Source organism: Pseudomonas parafulva (assembly GCF_000800255.1).
Classification (GTDB): domain Bacteria; phylum Pseudomonadota; class Gammaproteobacteria; order Pseudomonadales; family Pseudomonadaceae; genus Aquipseudomonas; species Aquipseudomonas boreofloridensis.
This window is the reverse complement of the sequence record NZ_CP009747.1, coordinates 1,577,517-1,600,474: the sequence shown is the minus strand read 5'-3', so window position 1 is coordinate 1,600,474 and position 22,958 is coordinate 1,577,517. Positions and strand designations below refer to the sequence as shown.

At 66.3% G+C, this 22,958-nt stretch carries 23 protein-coding genes and 1 pseudogene; 17 read left to right on the top strand and 7 right to left on the bottom strand.

Features of this window, described 5'->3' with window-relative positions; genetic code table 11:
- Positions 1–47: 47 nt before the first annotated feature.
- From yiaY to NJ69_RS07060, 5 genes are all read right to left on the bottom strand, one after another.
- Complete coding sequence (gene yiaY, locus NJ69_RS07080; RefSeq protein WP_039577513.1) at positions 48–1,196, bottom strand: L-threonine dehydrogenase; 1,149 nt, start codon at positions 1,194–1,196, stop codon at positions 48–50.
- 135 nt (positions 1,197–1,331) lie between these two features.
- Positions 1,332–2,894 carry a threonine ammonia-lyase, biosynthetic gene (ilvA, locus tag NJ69_RS07075; RefSeq protein ID WP_039577509.1) on the bottom strand — a complete coding sequence of 521 codons (1,563 nt, stop codon included), beginning with the start codon at positions 2,892–2,894 and terminating at the stop codon, positions 1,332–1,334.
- A gap of 187 nt (positions 2,895–3,081) precedes the next feature.
- The gene (locus tag NJ69_RS07070; protein ID WP_039577507.1) at positions 3,082–3,519 is read right to left on the bottom strand and encodes a PACE efflux transporter; all 438 of its coding nucleotides are present in this window, start codon (positions 3,517–3,519) and stop codon (positions 3,082–3,084) included.
- Positions 3,520–3,585: 66 nt separating this feature from the next.
- The gene (locus tag NJ69_RS07065; protein ID WP_039577505.1) at positions 3,586–4,617 is read right to left on the bottom strand and encodes an alpha/beta hydrolase family protein; all 1,032 of its coding nucleotides are present in this window, start codon (positions 4,615–4,617) and stop codon (positions 3,586–3,588) included.
- Between the two features lie 131 nt (positions 4,618–4,748).
- A complete protein-coding gene (locus NJ69_RS07060; protein WP_039577502.1) occupies positions 4,749–5,357 on the bottom strand; it encodes an FMN-dependent NADH-azoreductase in 609 nt (202 codons plus the stop codon).
- A 132-nt stretch (positions 5,358–5,489) separates the two neighbouring features.
- Between NJ69_RS07060 and NJ69_RS07055 the strand changes: the two genes are divergently transcribed.
- Both NJ69_RS07055 and NJ69_RS07050 read left to right on the top strand, forming a co-directional pair.
- Entirely contained in the window at positions 5,490–6,392 is a 903-nt protein-coding gene (locus tag NJ69_RS07055) for a LysR substrate-binding domain-containing protein (RefSeq protein WP_039577497.1), read from the top strand.
- Positions 6,385–6,747, top strand: a complete 363-nt coding sequence (locus NJ69_RS07050; protein ID WP_039577494.1) for an MmcQ/YjbR family DNA-binding protein — start codon at positions 6,385–6,387, stop codon at positions 6,745–6,747. Before NJ69_RS07055 ends, NJ69_RS07050 begins: the two co-directional genes overlap by 8 nt.
- Positions 6,748–6,772: 25 nt before the next feature.
- Here NJ69_RS07050 and NJ69_RS07045 read toward each other — a convergent pair whose 3' ends face one another.
- Both NJ69_RS07045 and NJ69_RS07040 read right to left on the bottom strand, forming a co-directional pair.
- On the bottom strand, positions 6,773–7,198 hold the full coding sequence (locus NJ69_RS07045; protein WP_052192028.1) for a DUF1294 domain-containing protein: 426 nt from the start codon (positions 7,196–7,198) through the stop codon (positions 6,773–6,775).
- Positions 7,195–8,028 carry an undecaprenyl-diphosphate phosphatase gene (locus tag NJ69_RS07040; RefSeq protein WP_039577491.1) on the bottom strand — a complete coding sequence of 278 codons (834 nt, stop codon included), beginning with the start codon at positions 8,026–8,028 and terminating at the stop codon, positions 7,195–7,197. The genes NJ69_RS07045 and NJ69_RS07040 overlap by 4 nt, the downstream gene beginning before the upstream one ends.
- A 12-nt stretch (positions 8,029–8,040) precedes the next feature.
- Here NJ69_RS07040 and NJ69_RS23130 point away from each other — a divergent pair.
- From NJ69_RS23130 to NJ69_RS06970, 15 genes and pseudogenes are all read left to right on the top strand, one after another.
- Positions 8,041–9,090, top strand: a pseudogene (locus tag NJ69_RS23130) (cache domain-containing protein); the annotation flags it as partial.
- A gap of 138 nt (positions 9,091–9,228) precedes the next feature.
- Positions 9,229–9,963 carry a methyl-accepting chemotaxis protein gene (locus NJ69_RS23125; protein WP_369811563.1) on the top strand — a complete coding sequence of 245 codons (735 nt, stop codon included), beginning with the start codon at positions 9,229–9,231 and terminating at the stop codon, positions 9,961–9,963.
- A 160-nt stretch (positions 9,964–10,123) separates the two neighbouring features.
- Positions 10,124–10,690, top strand: a complete 567-nt coding sequence (gene pnuC, locus NJ69_RS07030) for a nicotinamide riboside transporter PnuC (protein ID WP_039577487.1) — start codon at positions 10,124–10,126, stop codon at positions 10,688–10,690.
- Positions 10,687–11,211 (top strand): AAA family ATPase, encoded by a 525-nt coding sequence (locus NJ69_RS07025; protein ID WP_039577486.1) that lies wholly within the window; start codon positions 10,687–10,689, stop codon positions 11,209–11,211. The genes pnuC and NJ69_RS07025 overlap by 4 nt, the downstream gene beginning before the upstream one ends.
- Before the next feature lie 295 nt (positions 11,212–11,506).
- Positions 11,507–11,956: a hypothetical protein gene (locus tag NJ69_RS07020; protein WP_155290523.1), complete on the top strand. Its 450-nt coding sequence runs from the start codon at positions 11,507–11,509 to the stop codon at positions 11,954–11,956.
- A gap of 1 nt (position 11,957) precedes the next feature.
- Positions 11,958–12,539 (top strand): hypothetical protein, encoded by a 582-nt coding sequence (locus tag NJ69_RS07015; RefSeq protein WP_039577484.1) that lies wholly within the window; start codon positions 11,958–11,960, stop codon positions 12,537–12,539.
- A gap of 51 nt (positions 12,540–12,590) precedes the next feature.
- On the top strand, positions 12,591–13,526 hold the full coding sequence (locus NJ69_RS07010) for a hypothetical protein (RefSeq protein ID WP_029614382.1): 936 nt from the start codon (positions 12,591–12,593) through the stop codon (positions 13,524–13,526).
- 60 nt (positions 13,527–13,586) lie between these two features.
- Positions 13,587–14,267 (top strand): C39 family peptidase, encoded by a 681-nt coding sequence (locus tag NJ69_RS07005; protein ID WP_029614381.1) that lies wholly within the window; start codon positions 13,587–13,589, stop codon positions 14,265–14,267.
- A gap of 38 nt (positions 14,268–14,305) precedes the next feature.
- Positions 14,306–15,052, top strand: a complete 747-nt coding sequence (locus NJ69_RS07000; protein WP_039577482.1) for a hypothetical protein — start codon at positions 14,306–14,308, stop codon at positions 15,050–15,052.
- A gap of 46 nt (positions 15,053–15,098) precedes the next feature.
- A complete protein-coding gene (locus NJ69_RS06995; protein WP_039577480.1) occupies positions 15,099–16,400 on the top strand; it encodes a transporter in 1,302 nt (433 codons plus the stop codon).
- A 205-nt stretch (positions 16,401–16,605) separates the two neighbouring features.
- Positions 16,606–17,832: an MFS transporter gene (locus NJ69_RS06990; protein WP_039577478.1), complete on the top strand. Its 1,227-nt coding sequence runs from the start codon at positions 16,606–16,608 to the stop codon at positions 17,830–17,832.
- A gap of 145 nt (positions 17,833–17,977) precedes the next feature.
- Positions 17,978–18,703: an AraC family transcriptional regulator gene (locus NJ69_RS06985; protein WP_039577476.1), complete on the top strand. Its 726-nt coding sequence runs from the start codon at positions 17,978–17,980 to the stop codon at positions 18,701–18,703.
- Between the two features lie 104 nt (positions 18,704–18,807).
- A complete protein-coding gene (locus NJ69_RS06980) occupies positions 18,808–20,253 on the top strand; it encodes an efflux transporter outer membrane subunit (protein ID WP_080754727.1) in 1,446 nt (481 codons plus the stop codon).
- A complete protein-coding gene (locus NJ69_RS06975; protein ID WP_039577474.1) occupies positions 20,250–21,392 on the top strand; it encodes an HlyD family secretion protein in 1,143 nt (380 codons plus the stop codon). The genes NJ69_RS06980 and NJ69_RS06975 overlap by 4 nt, the downstream gene beginning before the upstream one ends.
- On the top strand, positions 21,382–22,896 hold the full coding sequence (locus NJ69_RS06970) for a DHA2 family efflux MFS transporter permease subunit (RefSeq protein WP_039577472.1): 1,515 nt from the start codon (positions 21,382–21,384) through the stop codon (positions 22,894–22,896). Before NJ69_RS06975 ends, NJ69_RS06970 begins: the two co-directional genes overlap by 11 nt.
- The last annotated feature ends 62 nt before the right edge of the window (positions 22,897–22,958 follow it).

Here is a 22,958-nt window from a genome sequence, read left to right as displayed (position 1 = left end):
CGCCCGTGAGAAAGGGGCCGCAGCACGGCCCCAGTGAACACAGCGTCTCAGAATGCTGCGGCGAAAATCGCCTCGATCTCCGCCTGGCTGGCGCTGCGCGGGTTGGTCAGGCCGCAGGCGTCCTTGAGCGCGTTGCTGGCCAGCACCGGCACGTCTTCGCGCTTGGCGCCCAGTTCCTGGAGACCAGCCGGAATGCCCACCGCCACCGACAGTTGCTCGATGGCTGAAATCGCGGCATCGGCGCCCTGCGCCTCGGTCATGCCGCACACCTTCACGCCCATCGCCTTGGCCACGTCACGCAGACGCGCTGCGCTGACTTGGGCATTGAAGCGCTGCACATGGGGCAGCAGCACCGCGTTGCACACCCCGTGCGGCAGGTCGTAGTAGCCACCGAGTTGGTGGGCCATGGCGTGCACGTAACCCAGCGAGGCGTTGTTGAAGGCCATGCCGGCGAGGAACTGGGCGTAGGCCATGTTTTCCCGTGCCTGCAGGTCCTGGCCGTCATTCACCGCCTGGCGCAGGTTGTCGCTGATCAAGGTGACGGCCTTCAGCGCGCAGGCGTCGGTGATCGGCGTGGCAGCGGTCGATACATAGGCTTCGACGGCGTGGGTCAGCGCATCCATGCCGGTGGCGGCGGTCAGGCCCTTGGGCATGCCGACCATCAGCGCGGGGTCGTTGACCGACAGCATCGGCGTGACGTTGCGGTCGACGATGGCCATTTTCACGTGGCGTGCTTCGTCGGTGATGATGCAGAAACGGGTCATCTCGCTGGCGGTGCCGGCGGTGGTGTTGATGGCGATCAGCGGCAGTTGCGGTTTGGCCGAACGGTCCACGCCTTCGTAGTCGCGGATGTGGCCGCCGTTGGTGGCGCACAGGGCGATGCCCTTGGCGCAGTCGTGCGGCGAGCCGCCACCCAGGGAGATCACGCAGTCGCAGCGCTCGCGTTGCAGCAGCGCCAGGCCGGCTTCGACGTTGGCAATGCTCGGGTTGGGCTTGGCGCCGTCGAAAATCGTCGAGTCGATGTCGCGCTCGGCCAGCAAGCTGGCGATACGCGAGGCCACCCCGGCCTTGGCCAGGCCGGCGTCGGTGACGATCAGCGCCTTGCGCAGGCCGTAGCCGGCGATGGCCGTCATGGCCTCGCCCAGGCAGTCGAGTCCCATGATGTTCACCGCTGGAATGAAGAATGTGCTGCTCACGGCCGAGTTCCTCTCTCTGGTTGTTGTCTCTCTGGCGGCGAGCATCCTCCGCTTTTCGCGCCCGGATGTTGATCCAGGACAATGTCCGTGACTGCCCAGTCATCGACGCTGGGAAGCGTCGATGAGCGGCCGGCGTCAGCCCAGGAACAGGCGGTAGGCCGGGTTGTCGGTCTCATCCCAGTATTCGTAACCCATGGCCTGCAGCGCCTGCGGCAGGGTCGCCTGCTCATCGTCCGGCACCTGCAGCGCCGCCAGCACCCGCGCCTGGGCTGCACCGTGGTTGCGGTAGTGAAACAGGCTGATGTTCCAGCGCCGGCCCAACCGTTCGAGAAAGCCCAGCAGTGCTCCAGGGCGCTCGGGGAACTCGAAGCGCAGCACCCGCTCCTGGGTCTGCGGCGCGGCATGCCCGCCGACGGTATGGCGCACATGCAGCTTGGCCAACTCGTTGTCGGTGAGGTCGAGCACCTCGTAGCCCTGCTCGCGCAGGCTGTCGAGCAACCCCGTGCGCGGGTCGTGCTGTGGGTGGGTCTGCACACCGACGAACAGCCGGGCCGGCTTGCCGGGCTGGCAACGGTAGTTGAATTCGGTCACCTGGCGCCGGCCCAGGGCCTGGCAGAAGGCCCGGAAGCTGCCGGGGCGCTCGGGGATGGTGACGGCGATCACCGCCTCGCGCTGCTCGCCCAGTTCGGCGCGTTCGGCCACATGGCGCAGGCGGTCGAAATTGACGTTGGCGCCGGAGTCGATGGCCACCAGGGTCTGCCCGCGCGCGCCCTCGCGCGCCACGTATTTCTTGATCCCGGCCACGGCCAGCGCGCCGGACGGCTCGGTGATCGAGCGGGTGTCGTCGTAGATGTCCTTGATCGCGGCGCACAGCTCGTCGCTGCTGACGCTGATCACCTCGTCGACGAAATGCCGACACAGTTCGAAGCAATGGGCGCCAACCTGGGCCACCGCCACGCCGTCGGCGAAGCTGCCGACCTGGGGCAGGACCACACGCTGCCCGGCGGCCAACGCCGCTTGCAGGCAGTTGGCGTCATGCGGTTCGACACCGATCACCTTGACCTGCGGGCGCAGGTACTTGACGTAGGCGGCAATGCCCGCGATCAGCCCACCGCCGCCGACCGGCACGAAGATCGCGTCCAGCGCACCCGGCTGCTGGCGCAGGATTTCCATGGCCACGGTGCCCTGCCCGGCGATCACCTCCGGGTCGTCGAACGGCGGCACGAAGGTCGCGCCTTGCTCGTCGGCCAGGCGCAAGGCGTGAGCCAGGGCGTGGGGGAAGCTGTCGCCGTGCAGCACCACGTCGCCACCCCGGGCGCGCACACCGGCGATTTTCAGCTCCGGCGTGGTGGTGGGCATGACGATGGTCGCGACCATGCCCAGGTGCGCCGCCGCCAGGGCTACACCTTGGGCATGGTTGCCGGCCGAGGCGGTGATCACGCCACGCGCGCGTTCGGCCTGGGACAGGCGCGACAACCGCGTGTAGGCACCGCGGATCTTGAAGGAGAACGTCGGTTGCAAATCTTCGCGCTTGAGCAGCACCTGATTGCCAAGACGCGTCGAGAGTGCCGGCGCGGGCTGCAGCGGTGTTTCGATGGCCAGGTCGTACACGGGCGCCGCAAGAATGCGCCGCACCTGCTCCGACAGCAGTTGCTGGGGCGTGACGGCGGTACGGGGGCTGACGCTGAGATTGCTCATCGATGACTCCTGGGTGGTTTCACGTGCCCAGGAGTCGAGAAGAAAAACCCGCCTCCAGGGCGGGTTCGGTGCCAGTGCGCGCTAGCCCGCCAATCCGATGATGGCGGTAATAATGATCAGGCCGAAGGTGCGCGCTGGCAGGGAGGTATTCATGGGGTAGGAACTTATCCCGCCAACTCGTAGGAAGTCAACACTCCGCCGCGCGCTGCTGGGCGGACAGCGGCACGTCGAAGACCTTGTCGAAGCCCCACTGGAATACGAAGGCATAGACGAAGAAGAACACGAACAGCGCCAGGTTGGTGAGCAAAGCGCTCCACAGGCTGATGTCCAACCAGAACGCCACCAGCGGCAGCAGGATCAGCACCAGCCCGCCTTCGAAGCCCAACGCGTGCAGCAGGCGCCGCAGCCAGGTCCGGCGACGCTGTGCCTGGCGCGCTTCCCAGCGCTCGAAGGCCCAGTTGTAGCCCATGTTCCAGCTCATGGCGATGCCGGACATCAGCACCGACAGCACCGTGGAATGGGCCATGCTGGTCTCGAACATCAGCGCCAGCGCGGGCGCGACGCAGGCGACGGCGATGATTTCATAGAGGATGGCCTGGACGACCTTGCGAGCCTTGCCTTGCATGGGGCGTTCCTTCGCGTAAACGGACGACGACGGTACCCCGGTTCAGCGTGCGGTTCAAGCGATGCGCTACGGCGTATCCCCCACTGCCGCCGAGCGCTCGGCCGGCTCTGGGGCGCCCAGTGCCTGGCTGAAGAAGGCGGCGGTCTCGCTTTGCAGGCTGCGGTGCACTTGGCGCCGATCGACGCCATCGGCGTCTTTGCACAGCACGGCCATGCGCTGGCGTTGCTCGTCGTCGCACGGCGCCATGAACACGAAATGGCCAGCACCGGAGAGCAGACGGTAATCGGGGGTGACCGGCAGCTTGCGCGCCAGGGCGCTGGCATTGCGCTCCACGGCCAGCAGTTGATCCTGATCGCCGCTGTAGATCAGCGCCGGCACCTGCACATTGGCCAGGGCATGGCGACCGAACATCAGCCCCAGTGGGGCCATCAGCACCACCGCCCCGACTCGCGGATCGGCCTGGGGCGCCAGCTCGCTGCGATCGGAGATCAGCACGCCATGGGTCTTGCAGGCATCGGCGTCCAACGGCCGCTCCAGGCAGTAGTTGCGCAAGCGTTCCAGGTCTGGTCGGGCGCCGGAGAGGATCAGCGCGGTCTCGCCACCGGCCGAATAGCCGATCACACCGACCTTGCCGGGGTTCAGATACGGCCCTAGCAGCGTGTCGGCACGTGCGGCGCTGATCGCGGCACTCACCTGCAGCGGGCGTCCATACAGGTTGCTCAGGGTGCCAAGACGGCTGTGATCGTGCAGGTTGTCGCCGGGATGGGTCACCGCCACCACCACGAAACCCTGGCGCGCCAGTGACGTGGCCAGATCATGCAACGCCACGGGCGTACCGGTGTTGCCGTGGGAGATCACCAACAGCGGAAATTGCCCCAGGGCCACCGGCGCTTCCTCGGCCACGCGCAGCGTATAGCCATCGATACGCGTCTGATGCGCCGTGGCGCTACTGGGGTAGAACACCAGTGCCTGCATGGGCTGGGCATCCAGCGGGTCGCTCAGGGCCAGACGATGCAGGCCGGCCACCCAGGGCGCAGCGTCGGCGCGGGCCAGCAGGCCACCGAGCAGGATCAGGGTCAACAGGGCACGGGTCTTCATCGCAGCGGCTCTCCCCTGGAGGTGGACGAGTAGCACAAGCATAGAAGCGCAGCGCGTGGGTGCAGATGAAAGATCCATGAAAAAGCCGGCTGTCGTGCGCCACGACAGCCGGCTTTTTCAGCAGCGCTGAATCAGGCGGCGAACAGTTCGCCGGCGATCTGCGCCTGTGCGGCGGCGATGGCCGAGCTGCGCTGCTCAGGACCGTAGGCCAGGCCTTCGGCGCGGACGATCTGCAGATCGGTGATGCCCAGGAAGCCGAACAGTACCTTGAGGAATTCTTCGTGGCCGACGCCGGTCGGCTGGCCTTGGTGCAGACCGCCAGCGGTGGACACCAGAATCACCTTCTTGCCACCGCACAGACCTTCGGGACCGGCTTCGGTGTAGCGGAAGGTCTTGCCGGCGACGGTCACGCGGTCGATCCAGGCCTTGAGCTGAGTCGGCACGCTGAAGTTGTACATCGGCGCGCCGATGACCACGGCGTCGGCCGCCAGGAACTCGGCCAGCGTCTCGGCGCTCAGGCGTGCTTCATGGGCTTGAGCGGCGTCGCGGGCTTCTTCGGCGGTGCCGGCGGCCAGCAGGGTCGCGGCGGAGAAGTGGCTGATGGCATCGCTCGCCAGGTCGCGGTAGGTGACTTCCACGCTCGGGTCGGCCGCTTTCCAGGCTTCGACCACTTCGCGGCTCAACTGACGGGAGGCGGAATTGTCGCCCAGGATGCTCGAGTCGATGTGCAACAGTTTCATGGGAATCTCCTGTGAATGACGACCGCGCAGTGAGGCGATCAGGATGGGCAGGATGCTACAGAAGGGTTGAATAGGTGAATAGTGAGCAAAAGTGCATTAGTTTGTTCCACTGGTGGAACGGTGGGACCGAACATGCAAGACCTCAATGACCTTTTCTATTTCGCCCGCGTGGTCGAAGCTGGGGGCTTCGCTGCGGCCGGCCGTCAATTAGGCATTCCCAAATCGCGCTTGTCACGGCGCATCGCCGAGCTCGAGGAGCGCCTGGGCACGCGCCTGTTGCAGCGCACCACGCGGCAATTGAAGTTGACCGCCGTGGGTGAGCGCTACCTGCACCATTGCCAGGCGATGCTGCTGGAGGCCGAAATGGCCGACGAAGCGGTGGCCAGCATGACCAGCGAACCGCGCGGGCGGCTGCGGGTGTCTTCGCCGGTGGCGCTGGCGCACGCGTTCCTGCCACCGGTGATCAATCGTTTTCTGCAGCAGTATCCGCAGGTGCAACTGGACATGGTGCTGCTCAATCGCCGCGTCGACCTGATCGCCGAAGGCATCGACGTTGCCTTGCGCGTGCGTGACGTGGGCGACGAAGACCCGGCCCTGGCCACCCGCCGCCTGCGCCAGGCGCGCATGCACCTGGTGGCCGCGCCGGGTTTCGCCGTCGGCCTTGAGCACCCCTCGCAGTTGCTGAGCCTGCCGGTGCTGGGCGCCGCCGAAGCCGATCGGCTGGTGCACTTTCGTCTGATCGGGCCCCATGGCCAGGCGCAGGACATCGCCTTGGAACCGCGCCTGGCCATCGACGACTTCATCGTGCGCAAGGCCTCGGCCTGTGCGGGCCTTGGTTTCACCGCACTGCCGAGCATGTACTGCGAAGAGGAGCTGGCGCGTGGCGAACTGGTCCGCCTGCTGCCAGACTGGTCGCTGCCCGGCGGGTTCCTGCAAGCGGTCTACCCCCATCGACGCGGCGTGCTGCCGGCGGTGCGGGTATGGATCGATCATCTGGCGGCCTCGTTCGAGGCCTGTGGAGAGCGCTATGTCTGAGCGACACTTGACGACCGAACAGGCTGCGGCCTTTTGCCTGAGCCTGCCCGGAGCACAGGAGGATTACAAATGGGGCGGAGTGCGGGTGTTCTCGGTGGCAGGCAACAAGATGTTCGCCGTGCAAGACCTGGCGGGCGCCGGCCTGTCGTTCAAAGTGGACGACGCACTCTTTCTCGGCTACTGCGACCGCCCCGGCGTGCGGCCGGCCCCCTACCTGGCGCGGGCTCACTGGATCAGCGTGATGCCGCCCTACGCCATTGGCCGCGAAGAACTGACCGACTTGTTGCGACGCTCGCACCAACTGGTGGTGCGGCGCTTGGCCAAGCGGTTGCAGGTGGGGTTGGTGATCGAGTGAGTACAGAGCAGTTGGTCAGCCCCCCTCAACGCCCCAGCCACCCCAGCCACAGATAATCCGCCCACACTGCCTGGTGCACCACCACGATGCCCCAGAACACCACCTGGTAAGACACCTTGCGTGTCTTGTGGCGAAACAGTTGCTGGGCCACCAATGCCCCCGGCCAGCCGCCCAGCAGTTCGCTGGCGTGCAACACCTTTTCCGGGATGCGTCGACCCAACTGGCGGGCCTGGCGTTTGTCCTGCCAGTACAGTGCCAGGCACACCAGGCTGGCCAGGGGGTACAGCGCCAACGGCAGCCAGGACTGCCCGCTCCAGGCCATGCGTGCGATACCTGCACCTGGCAGCAGGCACAGGCCGAGCAACACCAACAATTTCAGGCGCAGGTAGCGCACAGCGCCCTCCCCAGCCCGACCAGGGCCAGGCCGGGGGGCGGCTGGATCACGTTTCATCCGGCGTGCGCCGTCGCCCAGTCGACCCAGCCGAACTGCCAGGTCGCCAGGATCAGCAGGCCGAAGGCGATGCGGTACCAGGCGAACACCGCATAGCTGTGATGCGCGATGAACTTGAGCAGGGCGCGCACCGCGATCATGGCGAAGATGAACGACACCACGAAGCCGATGGCGAAGACTGGCAGATCGGCCGGCTGGAACAGGTCACGGTACTTGTAGCCCGAGTACACCGCGGCCCCGACCATGGTCGGCATCGCCAGGAAGAACGAGAACTCGGTGGCCGCCTGGCGCGACAGGCCGAACAGTAGGCCGCCGATGATGGTCGAGCCCGAGCGCGAGGTGCCCGGAATCATCGCCAGGCACTGCACCAGGCCGACTTTCAGGGCGTGTCTCCAGCGCATGTCATCGACATGCTCCACCGCGATGCGGTGATCGCGCTGCTCGGCCCAGAGCATGATCACACCGCCCACCACCAGCGCCACGGCCACGGTGATCGGGTTGAACAGGTATTCATGGATGAGATCGGCGAACAGCACGCCGAGCACCACCGCCGGCATGAAGGCGATCAGCAGGTTGGCGGTGAAACGCCGGGCCTTGGGCTGCGTCGGCAGGCCCTGCACGACCTGGAAGATCTTGCTGCGAAACTCCCACACCACGGCAAGAATGGCGCCGAGCTGGATGATGATGTTGAACGCCATTGCGCGCTCGCCGCCGAAATCGATCAGGTCGGCCACGATGATCTGGTGACCGGTACTGGAAATCGGTAGAAACTCCGTCAGGCCCTCGACGACACCCAGAATGATTGCCTGAAAGGCACTCCAAAAATCCATCAACTCCCCCAAATGAATACCGCTCGTTGGCGGCATCCTAGTTTTTTTCCATTACAGATGTGCACCGCCCGCGCGGCGTCGCTGTTTTACAGCGTCTGTTGGTCCGGACGCCAGCGAAAAAGTTCGCGCAGACTAAAGGTTTCATCTTGCGCGGCCGAGATCCTAACAGAGACCCGTGCGCAGGCGCGTGCGGGATGCAACAGGGAAGGTCGCCCGACGTTGGTCGACTGGGTTGCCGGACGCCAACCGTGGTTGGATGTCGCTCGTATAAAAAGAACAACGCAATGGAGTGAGCTTTCGATGAACACACTGAGATCGATGTCGATCAGCCGGCGTCTATGGCTGATCCTGCTGGTGTCCCTGGCCATGCTGCTGGTGCTCGGGCTGCTGTTGCTGCGCCAGATCCACGGCGACCTGTACCAGGCCAAGGCGGAAAAGACCCGCCACGTGGTGGAGACCGCCGTGGGCGTACTGGCCTATTACCAAGGCCTGGAAGCCGCCGGCACGCTCGATCGGCAAAGCGCCCAGCAGCAGGCGCTGCAAGTGGTGCGCGGGCTGCGCTACGACAAGGACGACTATTTTTGGATCAACGACCTGCAGCCAAAGATGATCATGCACCCGGTCAATGCCAAGCTCGACGGCCAGGACCTCTCGGCGATCCGCGACCCGAACGGCTTCGCCGTGTTCAACGAAATGGTGAGCCTGGCCAAAGCCAAAGGCGCGGGGCCTGTCAACTACCACTGGCCCAAGCCCGGCGCCAGTGAGCCGGTGGCCAAGACCTCGTACATCGAGTTGTTCAAACCCTGGGGCTGGATCATCGGCTCGGGGGTCTACGTAGACGACGTCCAGGCCGAGTTCGCCCGCCAGGTGCGCGACGCCTCGCTGCTGGGGCTGGCGATCGCCGCGCTGATGGGCCTGCTGGTGTGGCTGATCGCCCGCAGCATCGCCCGTCCGTTACAGGAAGCGGTGCAGGCCATGGGTAACATCGCCAGCGGCGAAAGCGACCTGACCCGGCGCCTGGACACCCACGGCCGCGACGAGATCACCCACCTGGGCGAGTACTTCAACCGCTTCAACGGCAAGCTGCAGGGCGTGATCGGACAGTTGCAAGGCACCGCCCATGCCCTGGCCCAGACTGCCGGGCAGGTCGGCGACAACGCCGGCAGCGCCCAGCAGCACAGCGCCAGCCAATCGCTGCAGATGGACCAGGTGGCCACTGCGGTCAATGAAGTGACCTACGCGGTGCAGGACGTGGCCAAGAATGCCGAACAGGCCGCCAGCGAGATGCGCACCGCCCAGGAACAAGTGGACCAGGGCCAGCAGGCGATTCAAGGCAGCCTGCAGCAGATCGACCGGTTGTCGGCGACCATCGACCAGGCGCAGGGCGTGATTCGCGACCTGGCCGGGCACAGCACGCGCATCGGCGGCGTACTGGAAGTGATCCGCTCGATCGCCGAGCAGACCAACCTGCTCGCCTTGAACGCCGCCATCGAAGCCGCACGGGCGGGCGAACAGGGTCGCGGCTTTGCCGTGGTGGCCGACGAGGTGCGCCTGCTGGCCCAGCGCACGGCTCAGTCCACGGCCGAGATCCAGACCATGATCGAGCACCTGCAAGGTCAGTCGGACGCGGCGGTCAAGGCCATCGACACCAGCAGCGAGGCCTCGCGCCAGACCGTCGCCCAGGCCCGCGAGGCCGGCAGCCGGCTGACCGCCATCGAGCAGGCGCTGCACACCCTGGCCACGCTCAACACCTCGATTGCCAGCGCCACCTTGCAGCAGACCCATGTGGTCGAGGAGATCAACCGCAACGTGCTCGACACCGCCGGCCTGTCCCAGCAGACCGCCGAGGCCGCGCGCCAGTCCAGCGACGCCGGTACGGCACTGGCCCGCCTGAGTGAGGAGCTCGAACAATTGCTGCGCCAGTTCAGGGTCTGAATCGCCTTCAGCCAAAGCAGGGAGTGGGTCACGCCTCGCCTGACTCACTTGCAGCCGCCAACCGGGTGAACGCCTCCTTATTGCCAGGCCCGACGCGCCCGTTACCGGCTACGCATTTGCAGGTTACAATCGCGCCCTTTCCCCTCCCCAAGGAGCGCCGATGTCCGGCCTCGAACTGTTCGCCGCCGTGCTCGGCGTCATTGCTGTCTGGCTCACCGTCCGGCAGAACATCTGGTGCTGGCCGATCGGCCTGGTGATGGTGGTGCTCTATAGCTGGATCTTCTACGACGTGAAGCTGTACTCGGACATGCTCCTGCAACTGGTCTACGCCGTGCTCAACCTGTACGGCTGGTGGCAGTGGACACGCCCTGATCGAGTCGAAGAGGCGCGTCAGGTCTCGCGCCTGGATACACCGACACTCATGCGCGGCCTGGGCGTGGGACTGCTGGCCAGCATCGCCCTGGGCGCCGCCATGGCGCACTGGACCGATGCCGCGCAACCCTGGCTGGATGCGGCGCTCACCGGCTTCAGCCTGGTGGCGCAAGTGTGGATGGCGCAGAAGCGTTTGCAGTGCTGGGCGCTGTGGTTCGTGGTCGATGTGATCTTCGTCGGCCTGTTCCTGTACAAGGGCCTGTACCTGACGGCGGCACTCTATGCCCTGTTCACCGTGATCGCCGTGCGCGGCTGGATGGCGTGGCGGCGCGACCCGGCGCTGGCGAGCATATGAAGGTTCTGGTGTTGTGCGGCCCGGAGTCCAGCGGCAAGAGCTGGCTGAGCGGCGAGATCCAACGACGCTTCGGCGGCGTGACGGTGGGCGAGTACGTGCGCCATTTCATCGATGTCGAGCAGCGCGACACCTGCTACGCCGATATTGCGCCCATCGCCCAGGGGCAATTGGCCTGGGAAGATCAGGCGCGCGCCCAGGCCCCGCGGCTGCTGATCCTCGATACCCACCTGCTGAGCAACCTGCTCTGGAGCCGCGCGCTGTTCGGTGACTGCCCGACTTGGCTGGAGCAGGCGTTGCTGCAACGCCACTACGACCTGCACCTGCTACTGAGCCCCGAAGGCGTGGAGTGGATCGCCGACGGTCAGCGCTGCCAACCGCGGCTCGAAGAGCGCCTGGCGTTCTTCGACGACAGCCTGCTCTGGCTGCGCTCGCACAACCAGCCCTTCAAAGTGATCGGCGGCGACTGGTCGCACCGCCGCGAGGAAGCCTTCACGGCGGTTGCGGCACTGCTCGACTGTTAAGTCGGCGATACAGCTCCCTCCTCGCAAATCCGCACCGTTCAAGGCCTTTCGACGCGCCCACGGCAGTTGTATCAGTGGTGATACACACGCAGCACCCGGCCACCTGGCGCTGCTGAGCGCGTTACCAGCTCTGCTGCCGCCCTCGCTGTCTCGACCGTGAGACAGCGTCACCGCCCTGTCATCGAACGCACCGCTCAAGTACCTGATTTCGCGGGTAAAGCCAAAAGCGGCACGGCTTTCGCTCCCTCTGTTCGCGCAACGCCCAAAGGCCAGCGCACAGCAAAGGAGTGATGCCGTGGGGATCAAGCACACAACAATACCTGCACTGCTCGCGCTGGCCGGACTCCTGGCCATCCCCTGTACGCTCCCCGCCTTCGCGGCGGGCAACGGCGTGGTGGTGCTGACTCGCGATGTCCAGCCCCGCCAGGCGGACCGCCGCACCGGCACCCCAGACCCCTACCCGACCACCGTCAATACCAACCCCTCGGCGCGCATACAAGCGCAGACCAACGAGCTGTCCGACGGCGACTTCGCCCAGGTGGCCAGTGGCACCCGCGTCAGCCGCGAACTGCTGCCCGACAATGGCAACAACCTACGTGGCCTGGGTGGCCATTCATCGCCCTTGCCGGGCATGGCCGGCGGCTCCAGTGCCGGCGCATCGGCGACCGGCAGCCTGGCCGGCACGGTGAACCAGAACGTCCAGCGTGGCCTGGCGCCCCTGCAAATCCTGACCCGAGGCCAATGACATGCGCAGCATCAGCTTGTGCCTTGTGTGTCTCGGCTTGGCCGTGAGCGGCGCTGCGCTGGCCGCCGCGCCGGTGATCGACAACGCCACCCTCGACAGCAGCGGGCGCGCTTACCAGGGCAACCTCGACATCAACCAGGCCGCCGGACATGCCCTGCAGCAGGCCACGGTGAAAGCCATCGCCATCGGCACCCAGGGCCAGGCGCGCACGCAGATCGACCAGCGCAGCAATGCGCGCGCCGATGCCAGCCACGATGCCCAAGTACGGATCGACGGCGCTGCCTTCAGCCAAGGCAACGGCATGCTCGGCATCAACCAGGCGGCCGGCGCCGCCACGCAACAGGCCAACGCCGTGCGCATCAGCATCAGCGCCGCACCGCAAGGCATCGACGACAGCATTCTCAGCCAGCAGAACGTCGCGCTGGCCAACAGCTCCGAGGCAACGGATCGCACACCCGGCAGTCGCCTGGTCACGACCAGTGATCAGGCCTTCACCGGCAGCCGTGGCGTGGTCCAGTTGAATCAGAGCGCCGGGGTGGGCAACCGAATGGCCAACACCCTGAGCGTCCGGGTCGCGGATTGACCCTCGATACAGCCCAACACTCGACAACCAAACGACAAGCGGAGAAACACCATGAAACCTAAAATGGCACTCAAGCCTCTGGTATTCGCCCTCGCTGCGGTCATGGCAGTGGCGGCGCAGGCGGACGAAAGCGCGACTGGCAACGCCGGCCAGGAAAGCCTGCGCTCACTGCTGACCAATGCCGGTTCTGCCGCCACCGTGCTCGACACCCAGAGCAACGCCGGCAACCGGTCGCTCAATCAGGGCACTCGCAACGACGCGCGCATGGACAACTCGGCCAACGGCTCCCAAGGCAACCTGGGTGCCAACGTCGCGGCCGGTACCGGCAACCAGCAGGACAACGTCGCCGCCATCGCCACCGCCGATGAGAAGTTCATCTTCGGCAGCGCCGTGGCCATGTCCCAGGCCACCCAGAGCAACACCGGCAATACCGTCAAGAACCTTTCCGCGACCAACAACGCCAACCTCTACGGTTCGGCCAACGGCAGCTCCGGCAACATCGGCGTCAACGTCAGTGCCGGCGACTTCAACCAGCAGAAGAACAACCTGGCCATCGCCGTGTCCGGCGGTCGTGTCGCCGCCGCCACCGGCGCAGCCAACCAGAGCGTCGGCGGCCTGAGCGTCGACAACAAGGCCGACCGTACCTACAGCACCGAAACCCTCAACTCCAGCTACTCATCCACCGGCACCTACAAAGGCACCGGTTCCGGCTATGTGGAGCAGAGCAGCCGCGACTGGTATGGCAACACCCGCGTCGAGAAGAGCCCGGTCAAACTCCACGAAGAAGGCACGTTCGACCTGGCCGGCGTCGCCTCCTACCAAGTGCTGACCCCCACCGGCTGGCGCAACCCGGTCACCAACAACGCCAACCTGAACAACTCGCTGAACAACGTCTCGGGCAACGTCGGCGCCAACGTCTCGGCGGGTGTCGGCAACCAGCAGACCAACTCGCTGTCCATCGCCGCAGGGTGCAAAGCCTGCATGTAACGCCTGTGGTACGGGGCCCTGCGGGGCCCCTTTGCGTGTGTGGATGCGGTGGAGAACGTCATGCGCGTTGTGCTGATTGCCACACTGCTGTTGCTTGCCGGCCACGCCGAAGCGACGCAGATGCCCATCGCCGCCCTGCCCGGCGGCACGCTGGTCTACAAGCCGGTGCAGAGCCTGCGCGAACGCCGCTTCGCCGACCTGGTGCAGCAGAAGACCGACTTCAGTTGCGGCGCCGCCGCCCTGGCCACGGTGCTCAAGCAGGCCTACTGGCTCGATGTCGATGAACACCAGGTGATCGAGGGCATGCTTGCCCACTCCGACCAGGACACGGTCAAGGTCCAGGGCTTTTCCATGCTCGACATGAAGCGCTACGTCGAAAGCATCGGCATGCGCGCCCGTGGCTACCGAATCGAAGCCGACACCCTGGATAAACTCAGTATCCCGGTGATCGTGCTGATGGACATTCGCGGCTACAAGCACTTCGTGGTGCTACAGCGCATCGACAGGGGCTGGGTCTACATCGGCGATCCGGTGCTGGGCCACAAGCGCTACACCCTCGAGGATTTCCGCAAAGGCTGGAACGGCATCATCTTCGCCGTGATCGGCCCCGGCTACGACAAGGCCAATGCCCTGCTCGACCCTCCGGCGCCGTTGACCGCCAAGCGGCGCATCGACGGTTTCTACCCGGTCGAGGACGCGCAACTGATGGAGTTCGGTTTCATCCAGAGCGATTTCTTCTGACCATCAACACAAGGGGCGCCAAGTCCCCGGGAGCAGCGATGAAGACGATCAACTGGCTGGTCGCCGCCTGCCTGGCGACCAGCCTTCCCGTCCACGCACAGGTGTTCAAGCCCGTCGAGGTCAAGGACCAGGAACTGGCGCAGTTGCGGGGCAAATACGTGATGCCGGGGCGCATCATCAGCTTCGGCATCGTCATGAGCAGCACCTGGCAGAACGCCGCGGGCGACCGCATCAGCGCGACCACCCGCCTGCAGGTGCAGCAAAACGTGATCAAGCCGCAGTTCTACGTGTCCATGACCGGCGAGAAAGGCACCGGGCAGTTGCCCACCCACGGCAACGGTGTAGTGGAAGGTGGCGCCGGGGTGCTCAACGGCACCCAGGGCGTGATCCAGTCGGTGCGCGCCGCCGGGGACAACAACAGTGCCTACAACGACGTGGCGATCACTGTCCGCGAAGCCAGCCAGGTGGGCGACGCCGCCCTGCCCCAAGGCCAGCCGCTGCCTGCCGGCACCACGCTGAGCAACAGCAATGCGGCCGGCACGCTCAGCGTCTCCAACAGCGGCAACGGCATCCAGATGGCCATCCAGGCCAATGACAACCAGGGCCAGAGCCTGCAACGCCTGGCCAATGGCGGCATGCTCCAGGCCACCACCTTGCTCGGTGGCAACAACGCCGTCAGCAACCTGACCCAGCTCAATGTGGTGCTGCGCGACAACCTGCCGTCCTCGGGCGCTTTGAACTGCAATCTCGACCAACTCAAAGGCCTTCGAGTCACCGGATACTGATCTACGCTTCGCTTCAATCAACGGGGTTGGAAGGGACGGCTGACATATGCATCGATCGTTGTCGTTGGGGGCAGTTGTGTGCCTGGGAACCTTGCTGCCGGTGTCGCTGCTGTATGCAGCGAACGATCCCCAGGTGGAAGCGCTCAAGGCTGAATTGGCCGCGCTCAAGCAGCGTTACGACGCGCAGCAACAAGCGCTGATGGTGTTGGAGCAGCGCGTGCGCCAGGTCGAGGAGCAACCGGCAGCGCCGCCTCCCAAGCGCCTGACCCGCTCACCGGCTTCAGCGCCGCGCAACAACCAGGCGATCGCCGCTGCAGGCAGCACCGGCAGCACCGGCAGCGCCAGTGGCGCGTCCTATGGCGAATCGCTCAAGGACGATTCGGCGCCGGCGCAAAGCGTCTCCAACCTGTACGACGAAGCCAGCGGATTCTTCGGCGGCGGCCGCTTCAGCGTCGAAACCGGCATCAGCTATGCCCGCTACGACACCCGCCAACTGATCCTCAACGGCTTCCTGGCGCTGGACTCGATCTTCCTCGGCAACATCAACCTGGACCGGATCAAGGCCGACAACTGGACCTTGGACCTCACCGCCCGCTACAACCTGGACAACCGTTGGCAGTTCGACGTCAACGCCCCGATCATCTACCGCGAATCGACCTACCAGTCCGGCGGCGTCGGCAACAACGCCCAAGGCATTTCCGAACGCAGCGTGACCCGCGACCCGACCCTGGGCGACGTCAACTTCGGGGTCGCCTACAAGTTCCTCGACGAGTCCGAGAACACCCCGGATGCGGTGTTCAGCCTGCGCGTCAAGGCGCCGACCGGCAAAGACCCGTTCGGCATCAAGCTGCGCCGCGACACTGCCAACGACAGCCTCAGCTACCCCGAAGACCTGCCCACTGGCAACGGCGTGTGGTCGATCAGCCCAGGCATTTCGCTGGTCAAGACCTTCGACCCGGCGGTGCTGTTCGGCAGCCTGTCGTATACCCATACCTTCGAGGAATCGTTCGGCGACGTCAGTTCCACACTCAACCAGAAAGTGCCGGGCAAGGTGAAGATCGGCGACAGTTTCCAGGTCGGGGCCGGTGTGGCCTTTGCGCTGAACGAGAAGATGTCGATGTCGTTCTCGGTCTCGGACCTGATCACCAAGCGCTCGCGGATCAAATCCGCGGAAACCGGCGACAGTTGGGCCGACGTCAAGAGCAGCGACGCCAACGCGACCTACTTCAACGTCGGCATGACCCTGGCGGCCAGCGATCACCTGACCATCGTGCCCAACCTGTCGATCGGCCTCACCGAGGACGCGCCGGACTTCACCTTCAGCCTGAAATTCCCGTACTACTTCTGATGCTGTCGTCTTGCGTCGGTAAAGACTTCGGCTTGTTGCTGGCGACGATGGTGAGCATCGTCGCGCAGCGCGATCCATCGATCTGACTGATGATCACTATCGAACGGCCTGCTTATGGAGCAGGCCGCAGGCCCTCCTATAATCGCCTTTCATTTTCCCCGCCTCACTCGCCTGCCCCAGGCGACCTCTTCTTGGAATCTGCATCATGCCAAGCCCGAACCCGGCCCATCAGGGCCGTCCCGAACATGCGCAACAAAGCCTGCTCCAGCAATGGCTGGCGATCCTCTCGGTGGCCGTCGGCGCCTTTGCCCTGGTGACCAGCGAATTCCTCCCGGTCGGTGTGCTCAACGATGTCGCCGCCGACCTGGGTATCAGCGCCGGTCACGCCGGGCTGATGGTGACCCTGCCCGGCATCATGGCTGCCCTCGCTGCGCCGTTGCTGTCGGTGAGCATCGGCGCGCTGGATCGCCGCTACCTGCTGGTAGGCCTGACGTTCAACATGATCGTGGCCAACGCCGTGGTGGCCTACGCCAGCGATTTCAATCTGCTGCTGCTCGGCCGCGTGCTGCTGGGCATCAGCATCGGCGGCTTCTGGGCCACCGCCATCGCCTTGAGCGGGCGCCTGGCGCCACGGGGCGTCGGCGTCGGCCAGGCGAACTCGATCATCATGGCCGGCGTGACCCTCGCCACCGTGCTGGGGGTGCCGGTGGGCACCTGGCTCAGCGGCCTCATGGGCTGGCGCATGACCTTCCTGGTCACGGCGCTGGTGGGCGTGCCGGTGCTGCTGGCCCAGGTATTCCTGCTGCCACGGCTGACCCCGGAAAAGGCCATTCGGGTCAGCGACCTGCCGGCCCTGTTCCTCAATCCTTTGGCGCGGGTGGGCCTGATCGCCGTGCTGCTGATCGGCCTGGCGCATTTCGCCGCCTACACCTACGTCGCGCCGTTCTTCAAGGAACGCGCCGGCTTCGACGGGCCGACCATCGGCTCCCTGCTGCTGCTCTATGGCGTGGCCGGGGTGATCGGCAACCTGTTCGCCGGCTATGCCGCCAGCCGCAGCGTGCGCTACACCCTGCTGCTGGTGGCCCTGCTGATCGGCACCAGTACCGCGCTGTTCCCCACATTTGCCACCAGCCTGACCGGTGCGCTGATGCTGATTGCCCTGTGGGGGTTCGCCTTCGGCGCGTTTCCAGCCTGCGCCAACATCTGGATGTTCGTGGTCGCGCCCAAGGACGTGGAGCGCGGCATGCCGCTGTTCGTGGCGATGTTCCAGGTCATCATCGCCCTGGGTTCGTTCTTCGGTGGGCGCATCGTCGATCAGTTCGGCAGCCCGATGCTGTTGAGCCTGGCCACGGCACTGGTCGGCTGCGGCTTCGTCACCGTGCTGGTGCTTGGGCGCCACGTGAGCAACAGCGATGCCACACAACCTGCTTGAACTTGCCTTGATCACGCAATAATTCACCCTCATGAGCGCTAGGGACGGCACACAGAGGCGATTGATCTCAAATCCACACCACTCTTAGCAAGCCATGCGCGCTACGCCCACGTATGATTGGATCCAATCAATTGGAGCCCCGCGCATGCAAGCCTTGGAGATGGACTACCGATCTGGCGAACACATCGCCAGCCACTGTCACGCCGAAGATCAACTGCTCTACGCCGCCTGCGGCGTGATGCGCGTGAGCAGTGAACGCGGCAACTGGGTGATTCCCGGCGGACACGCCTTGTGGGTGCCGGCCGGGGTCAGCCACGCCCTGCACATGCAAGGCGCGGTATGCCTGCGCACGCTGCTGCTCGACGGCCAGGCCGAGCGCTGCCAACTGATCGTGGTATCGGGGCTGCTGCGCGAGCTGATCCTCGCTGCTTCGCGCATGCTCGGCGCGCAGGAAGGCGAACATGTGCGGGCGCTGATCCGCCGTGAACTGGCCCATGCCCGGCGCGTCGAAGGGTTCGTGGCGATGCCCGAGCATGCCCGTCTGCGCGCCTGGTGCGAGCGCTTCCTCGAAGAGCCTTCCCAGGAACTGAGCCTCAAGGCTTGTGGTGCGCAGTTGAACATGAGCGCCCGTAACGTGGCGCGGCTGTTTCAGCGCGAGTTGGGCATGTCCTGCGGCGAATGGCGCGCGCGGGCGCGGGTGATGCTCAGTCAGCAGCACCTGGCCGCTGGCAGGCCGATCCTGGCCGTGGCGCTGGAGCATGGCTATCAGAGCGCCAGCGCCTTTGCCGCCATGTTCAAACGCATTCTCGGGCATGCACCCAGCGACTGGCAGCTTGGCGTGCTGGGCGGTGCGCAGGCGCAGGATCGCTGAGCCTCAGGTTGTCCTTAGCGCGCGCGGACTTGTCCCGTTGGCGACAGCACCCTGGGGGTCGGGCTCCTTAAGCTTGCAGCACGACCTTTCAAGCGACCGATGCGATGTTTCCACCTTTTCCCTTGCGCCACCCTGCCCGCTGTGGGCTTACATTTGGCGCGCTCGTCCTGCTCGCCGCCTGCGCCGGGCCACCTGCGCCGCAAGACCCGCCTGCCGTGATACCGGACGGGCCATGGCGTGATCTGCCAGCCGGTCTCGAGCAACGCCCGTTGCCCGAACGCTGGTGGGCGCTGTTCGACGATGCGCAGCTCAACCGCTGGGTCGAGCAGGCCCTGGCGCACAACCAGGACCTGGCCCAGGCCGAAGCCAACGTCCAGGCCCTGCTGGCCGGCATTGGCGAAATCGACTCAAGACGCTGGCCGTCGACCGAGCTGACCCTGGGCGCCACCTACGGCAAGCGCAGCGACGAGCAGACCCTGGCCGAGGTCAACGACCGCCACGCGCCGAGCCAGTGGCAGTTCAGCCCCGGCATCGAACTGGCTTACCAGCTCGACCTGTGGGGCCAAGTGCAGGCCAGCCTGCAACGGGCACGCGCCCAGGCCCAGGCCGGCCGCGCCGCCCTCGAACAGGTGCGCTTGCAAGTGGCCACCCAGACGACCCGCGCCTACCTCGACCACTGCGTGGCCAGCGCCAGCCTGGTCCAGGCCCGGCAGTCCCTGGACTCGCTCGAACGCAGCGTGCGCCTGAGCGAGCGCCAAGTGCAGGCCGGCGTGACCACCCAACTGGACAGCGAGCGGCTGCTGGGCCTGCGCGAGCAGGTACGCGCGCACATGCCGATGCTCGAAGCCCGGCAGCAGATCGCCCGCTTCGAGCTGGCCTTGCTCAGCGGCCAGGCCGATGCCCGCCCGCTCGATCGCTGCACGGTCATTCCCACGCTGTCCGCGCCCTTGCCCGTGGGCGATGGCTGGCACCTGCTGCAACGTCGCCCCGACGTGCGTCAGGCCGAGCGCGAACTGCGCGCTGCCAGGCTGCAGATCGACATCGCCCAGGCCGACCTGTATCCGCAGGTGAGCTTCGGCGCCGCATTCACCGCCGCCGACTCACACCTGCATCGGCTCGGCAGCAGCCGCGCCATGACCTTCGCCATCGGCCCGCTGATCAGCTGGCAGTTTCCCAACCTCAAGGCCAACCGCGCCCGCCTCGACAAGGCCCGGGCGCTGGCCGACGGCCAAGTGGCGCACTACCGCAGCGTGGCGTTGGCCGCCCTCAAGGAGGTGCGTGAGGCGCTGGCTCGCTACGACGGCGAACGACGCCACGTGCAGGGCCTGGAGGCGGCGCTGCAGCACAGCCAGCGCGGCTACGCCCTGGCTGACGCCGGTTACCGCGCCGGCAGCCTGGACGGCCTCGCCCTGCTCGACAGCGAACGCGAGCTGATCACCCTGCGCGCCACGCAAGTGCTGGCGCGCGGTCGCCTGGCCCAGGCCCAGGTCAACCTGTTCCGCGCCCTTGGCGGGCGCTGGCAAACCACCGAAATGGACGTGCGACCATGAACACTGCCGTAGCCCCTGACGATGCGCTTGCCACCGCCCATGCCAAGCGTCAGGCCGCCCGTCGCCGCCTGTTCTGGGCCGGCGCGGCCGGCCTGGCGGGCCTCGCCGTGCTGGCCTACGGTGGCCACTGGTGGAGCACCGGGCGCTATCTGGAAACCACCGACGATGCCTACGTGCGCGCCGACTGGGTGGCCCTGAGCCCACGGGTGGCCGGCTATGTGGCCGAGGTCATGGTCGAAGACGACCAGCCGGTGCACGCCGGCGACGTGCTGGTCAAGCTGCGCAGCGACGATTACCGCGCCCGTCTCGACCAGGCGCAGGCGGCGGTGACGCAAGCGCAGGCCGCGCTGAACGTCGCCAAGGCCAGACAGCAGATCGCCGCCGAGGGCATCCATCAGCAGCGCGAGGCGATCCTCAAGGCCGAGGCCACGCAACGCAGTGCCGCCGCCGAACGTCGCCGCAGTGCGCTGGACCTCACGCGCTATCGAGGCCTGGTGCGCGACCACGCCGCGACCGCCCAGCGTCTGGAAAGCGCCCGTGCCAGTGCGGACCAGGCCGAGGCCAGCTGGCAAGGCGCGCAGGCGGCGTGGCGCGAGGCGCGCTCGACCCTGGCCATGGTCCAGGCGCGCGCCACCGAGGCGGGCGCAGTGTTCGAGCAGCAGCAGGCGGCGCTGGTCCAGGCCCAGGCGCGGCAGACGCTGGCCGAGCAGGACGCGCAGGACACGCTGATCCGCGCGCCCATCGCCGGGGTGGTCGGCCAGCGCCGCGTGCGTGCCGGTCAATACGTGGTGCCGGGCCAACCGCTGCTGGCAGTGGTGCCGGTGCAGCAGGCCTACGTGGTGGCCAACTACAAGGAAACCCAATTGGCGCGTATGCGCCCCGGACAACCGGTGCAGATCCGCGTCGACAGCTTTTCCGAGGCGCGCCTGCATGGCCGGGTCGCCAGCTTCTCGCCGGCCTCGGGCAATGTCTTCGCCCTGCTGCCGTCGGACAACGCCACCGGCAACTTCACCAAGATCGTCCAGCGCTTTCCCGTGCGTATCCTGCTCGACAACCCCGCCGAGGGCATCACCCTGCTGCCCGGCATGTCGGTGCTGACCAGCGTCGATACCCGCGCGGAGCCTGGCGATGAGCACTGAACGCACGGTCTCGCTGCGCGCCTGGGTGGCGGTGCTGGGCGGGCTGCTGGGCTGCTTCATGGCCGGGATGAACGTGCACGTCACCAGCGCGGCGCTGCCGGAAATCCGCGGCTCGCTGGGCGCCAGCTTCGAGGAAGGCTCGTGGATCTCCACGGCCTACCTGGTGGCGGAAATCGTCATGATCCCGCTGACCGCCTGGCTGGTGGAGGTGTTCGCCCTGCGCCGGGTGATGTGGACCGGCTCGTTCATTTTCCTGCTGGCCTCGGTGGCCTGCTCCTGGGCGCCGAACCTGGAGGCGATGATCCTCCTGCGCGTGATCCAGGGCGCCGCGGGGGCGGTGCTGATTCCGCTGTCGTTCCAGTTGATCATCACCGAGCTGCCGCCCAGCCGCATGCCCATGGGCATGGCGCTGTTCAGCCTGGCCAACAGCGTGGCCCAGGCCGCCGGCCCGTCGCTGGGCGGCTGGCTGACGGACGCCTACTCGTGGCGCTGGATCTTCTACCTGCAACTGATTCCCGGGGTGGCGCTGCTGGCAGCCATCGCCTGGTCCATCGACGCCCGTGCGCTGCGCCTGGAACTGCTGCGCAAGGGCGACTGGCTGGGCATCGCGGCGATGGTGCTGGGCCTGGGCGGGCTGCAGATCGTGCTGGAGGAAGGTGGCCGTCTGGACTGGTTCAGTTCCTCCTACATCCTCGGCATGAGCCTGATGGCGGGTATCGCCCTGGTGGTGTTCGTGCTCAGCCAGCTACTGGGCACGCGCGCCTTCATCAACCTGCGGCTGCTGGGGCATTACAACTTCGGCGTGGCCAGCGTGGCGATGTTCATCTTCGGCGCGGCCACCTTCGGGCTGGTGTTCCTGGTGCCCAACTACCTGTCGCAGTTGCAGGGTTTCAGCGCCCGCGACGTGGGCGTGGCGCTGATCGCCTACGGCCTGGTGCAACTGCTGCTGGCGCCGCTGATGCCCAGGCTGATGCAGTGGACCAGCGCCAAGTTCATGGTCGCCAGCGGGTTTCTGATCATGGCGCTGGGCTGCTGGCTGGGTGCGAGCCTCACGGCCGACAGCGCCGACAACGTGATCATCCCCTCGACCGTGGTGCGCGGCATTGGCCAGCCGTTCATCATGGTCGCGCTGTCGGTGCTGGCGGTCGCCGGGCTGGACAAACGCGAGGCGGGCTCGGCTTCGGCGGTGTTCTCCATGCTGCGCAACCTCGGCGGCGCCATTGGCACGGCGGTGCTGACGCAGATCGTCGCCACCCGCGAGCGGGTGCACAGCGAGCGTATTCATGAGCACGTGACGGTGTTTTCCGCAGGCGTACAAGAGCGGATCGGCCAGCAGACCTGGCTGGCCCATCCGCAGCAGATGCTTGAAATGCTGGCGACGACGGTCCGTCGCGAGGCCTACCTGATGGCCTACAGCGACGCGTTCTTCCTGGCGTGCCTGGCGCTCACCGGCTGCGCGCTGGCTTCGCTGCTGCTGCGCGGTAGACGGGCTGGGGGCGCCTGAAAGGTTGCGATCAGTTGCAGGGGCTACTCCTCCCTAATCGTGAACCGAGCGCTTAAAGCAGA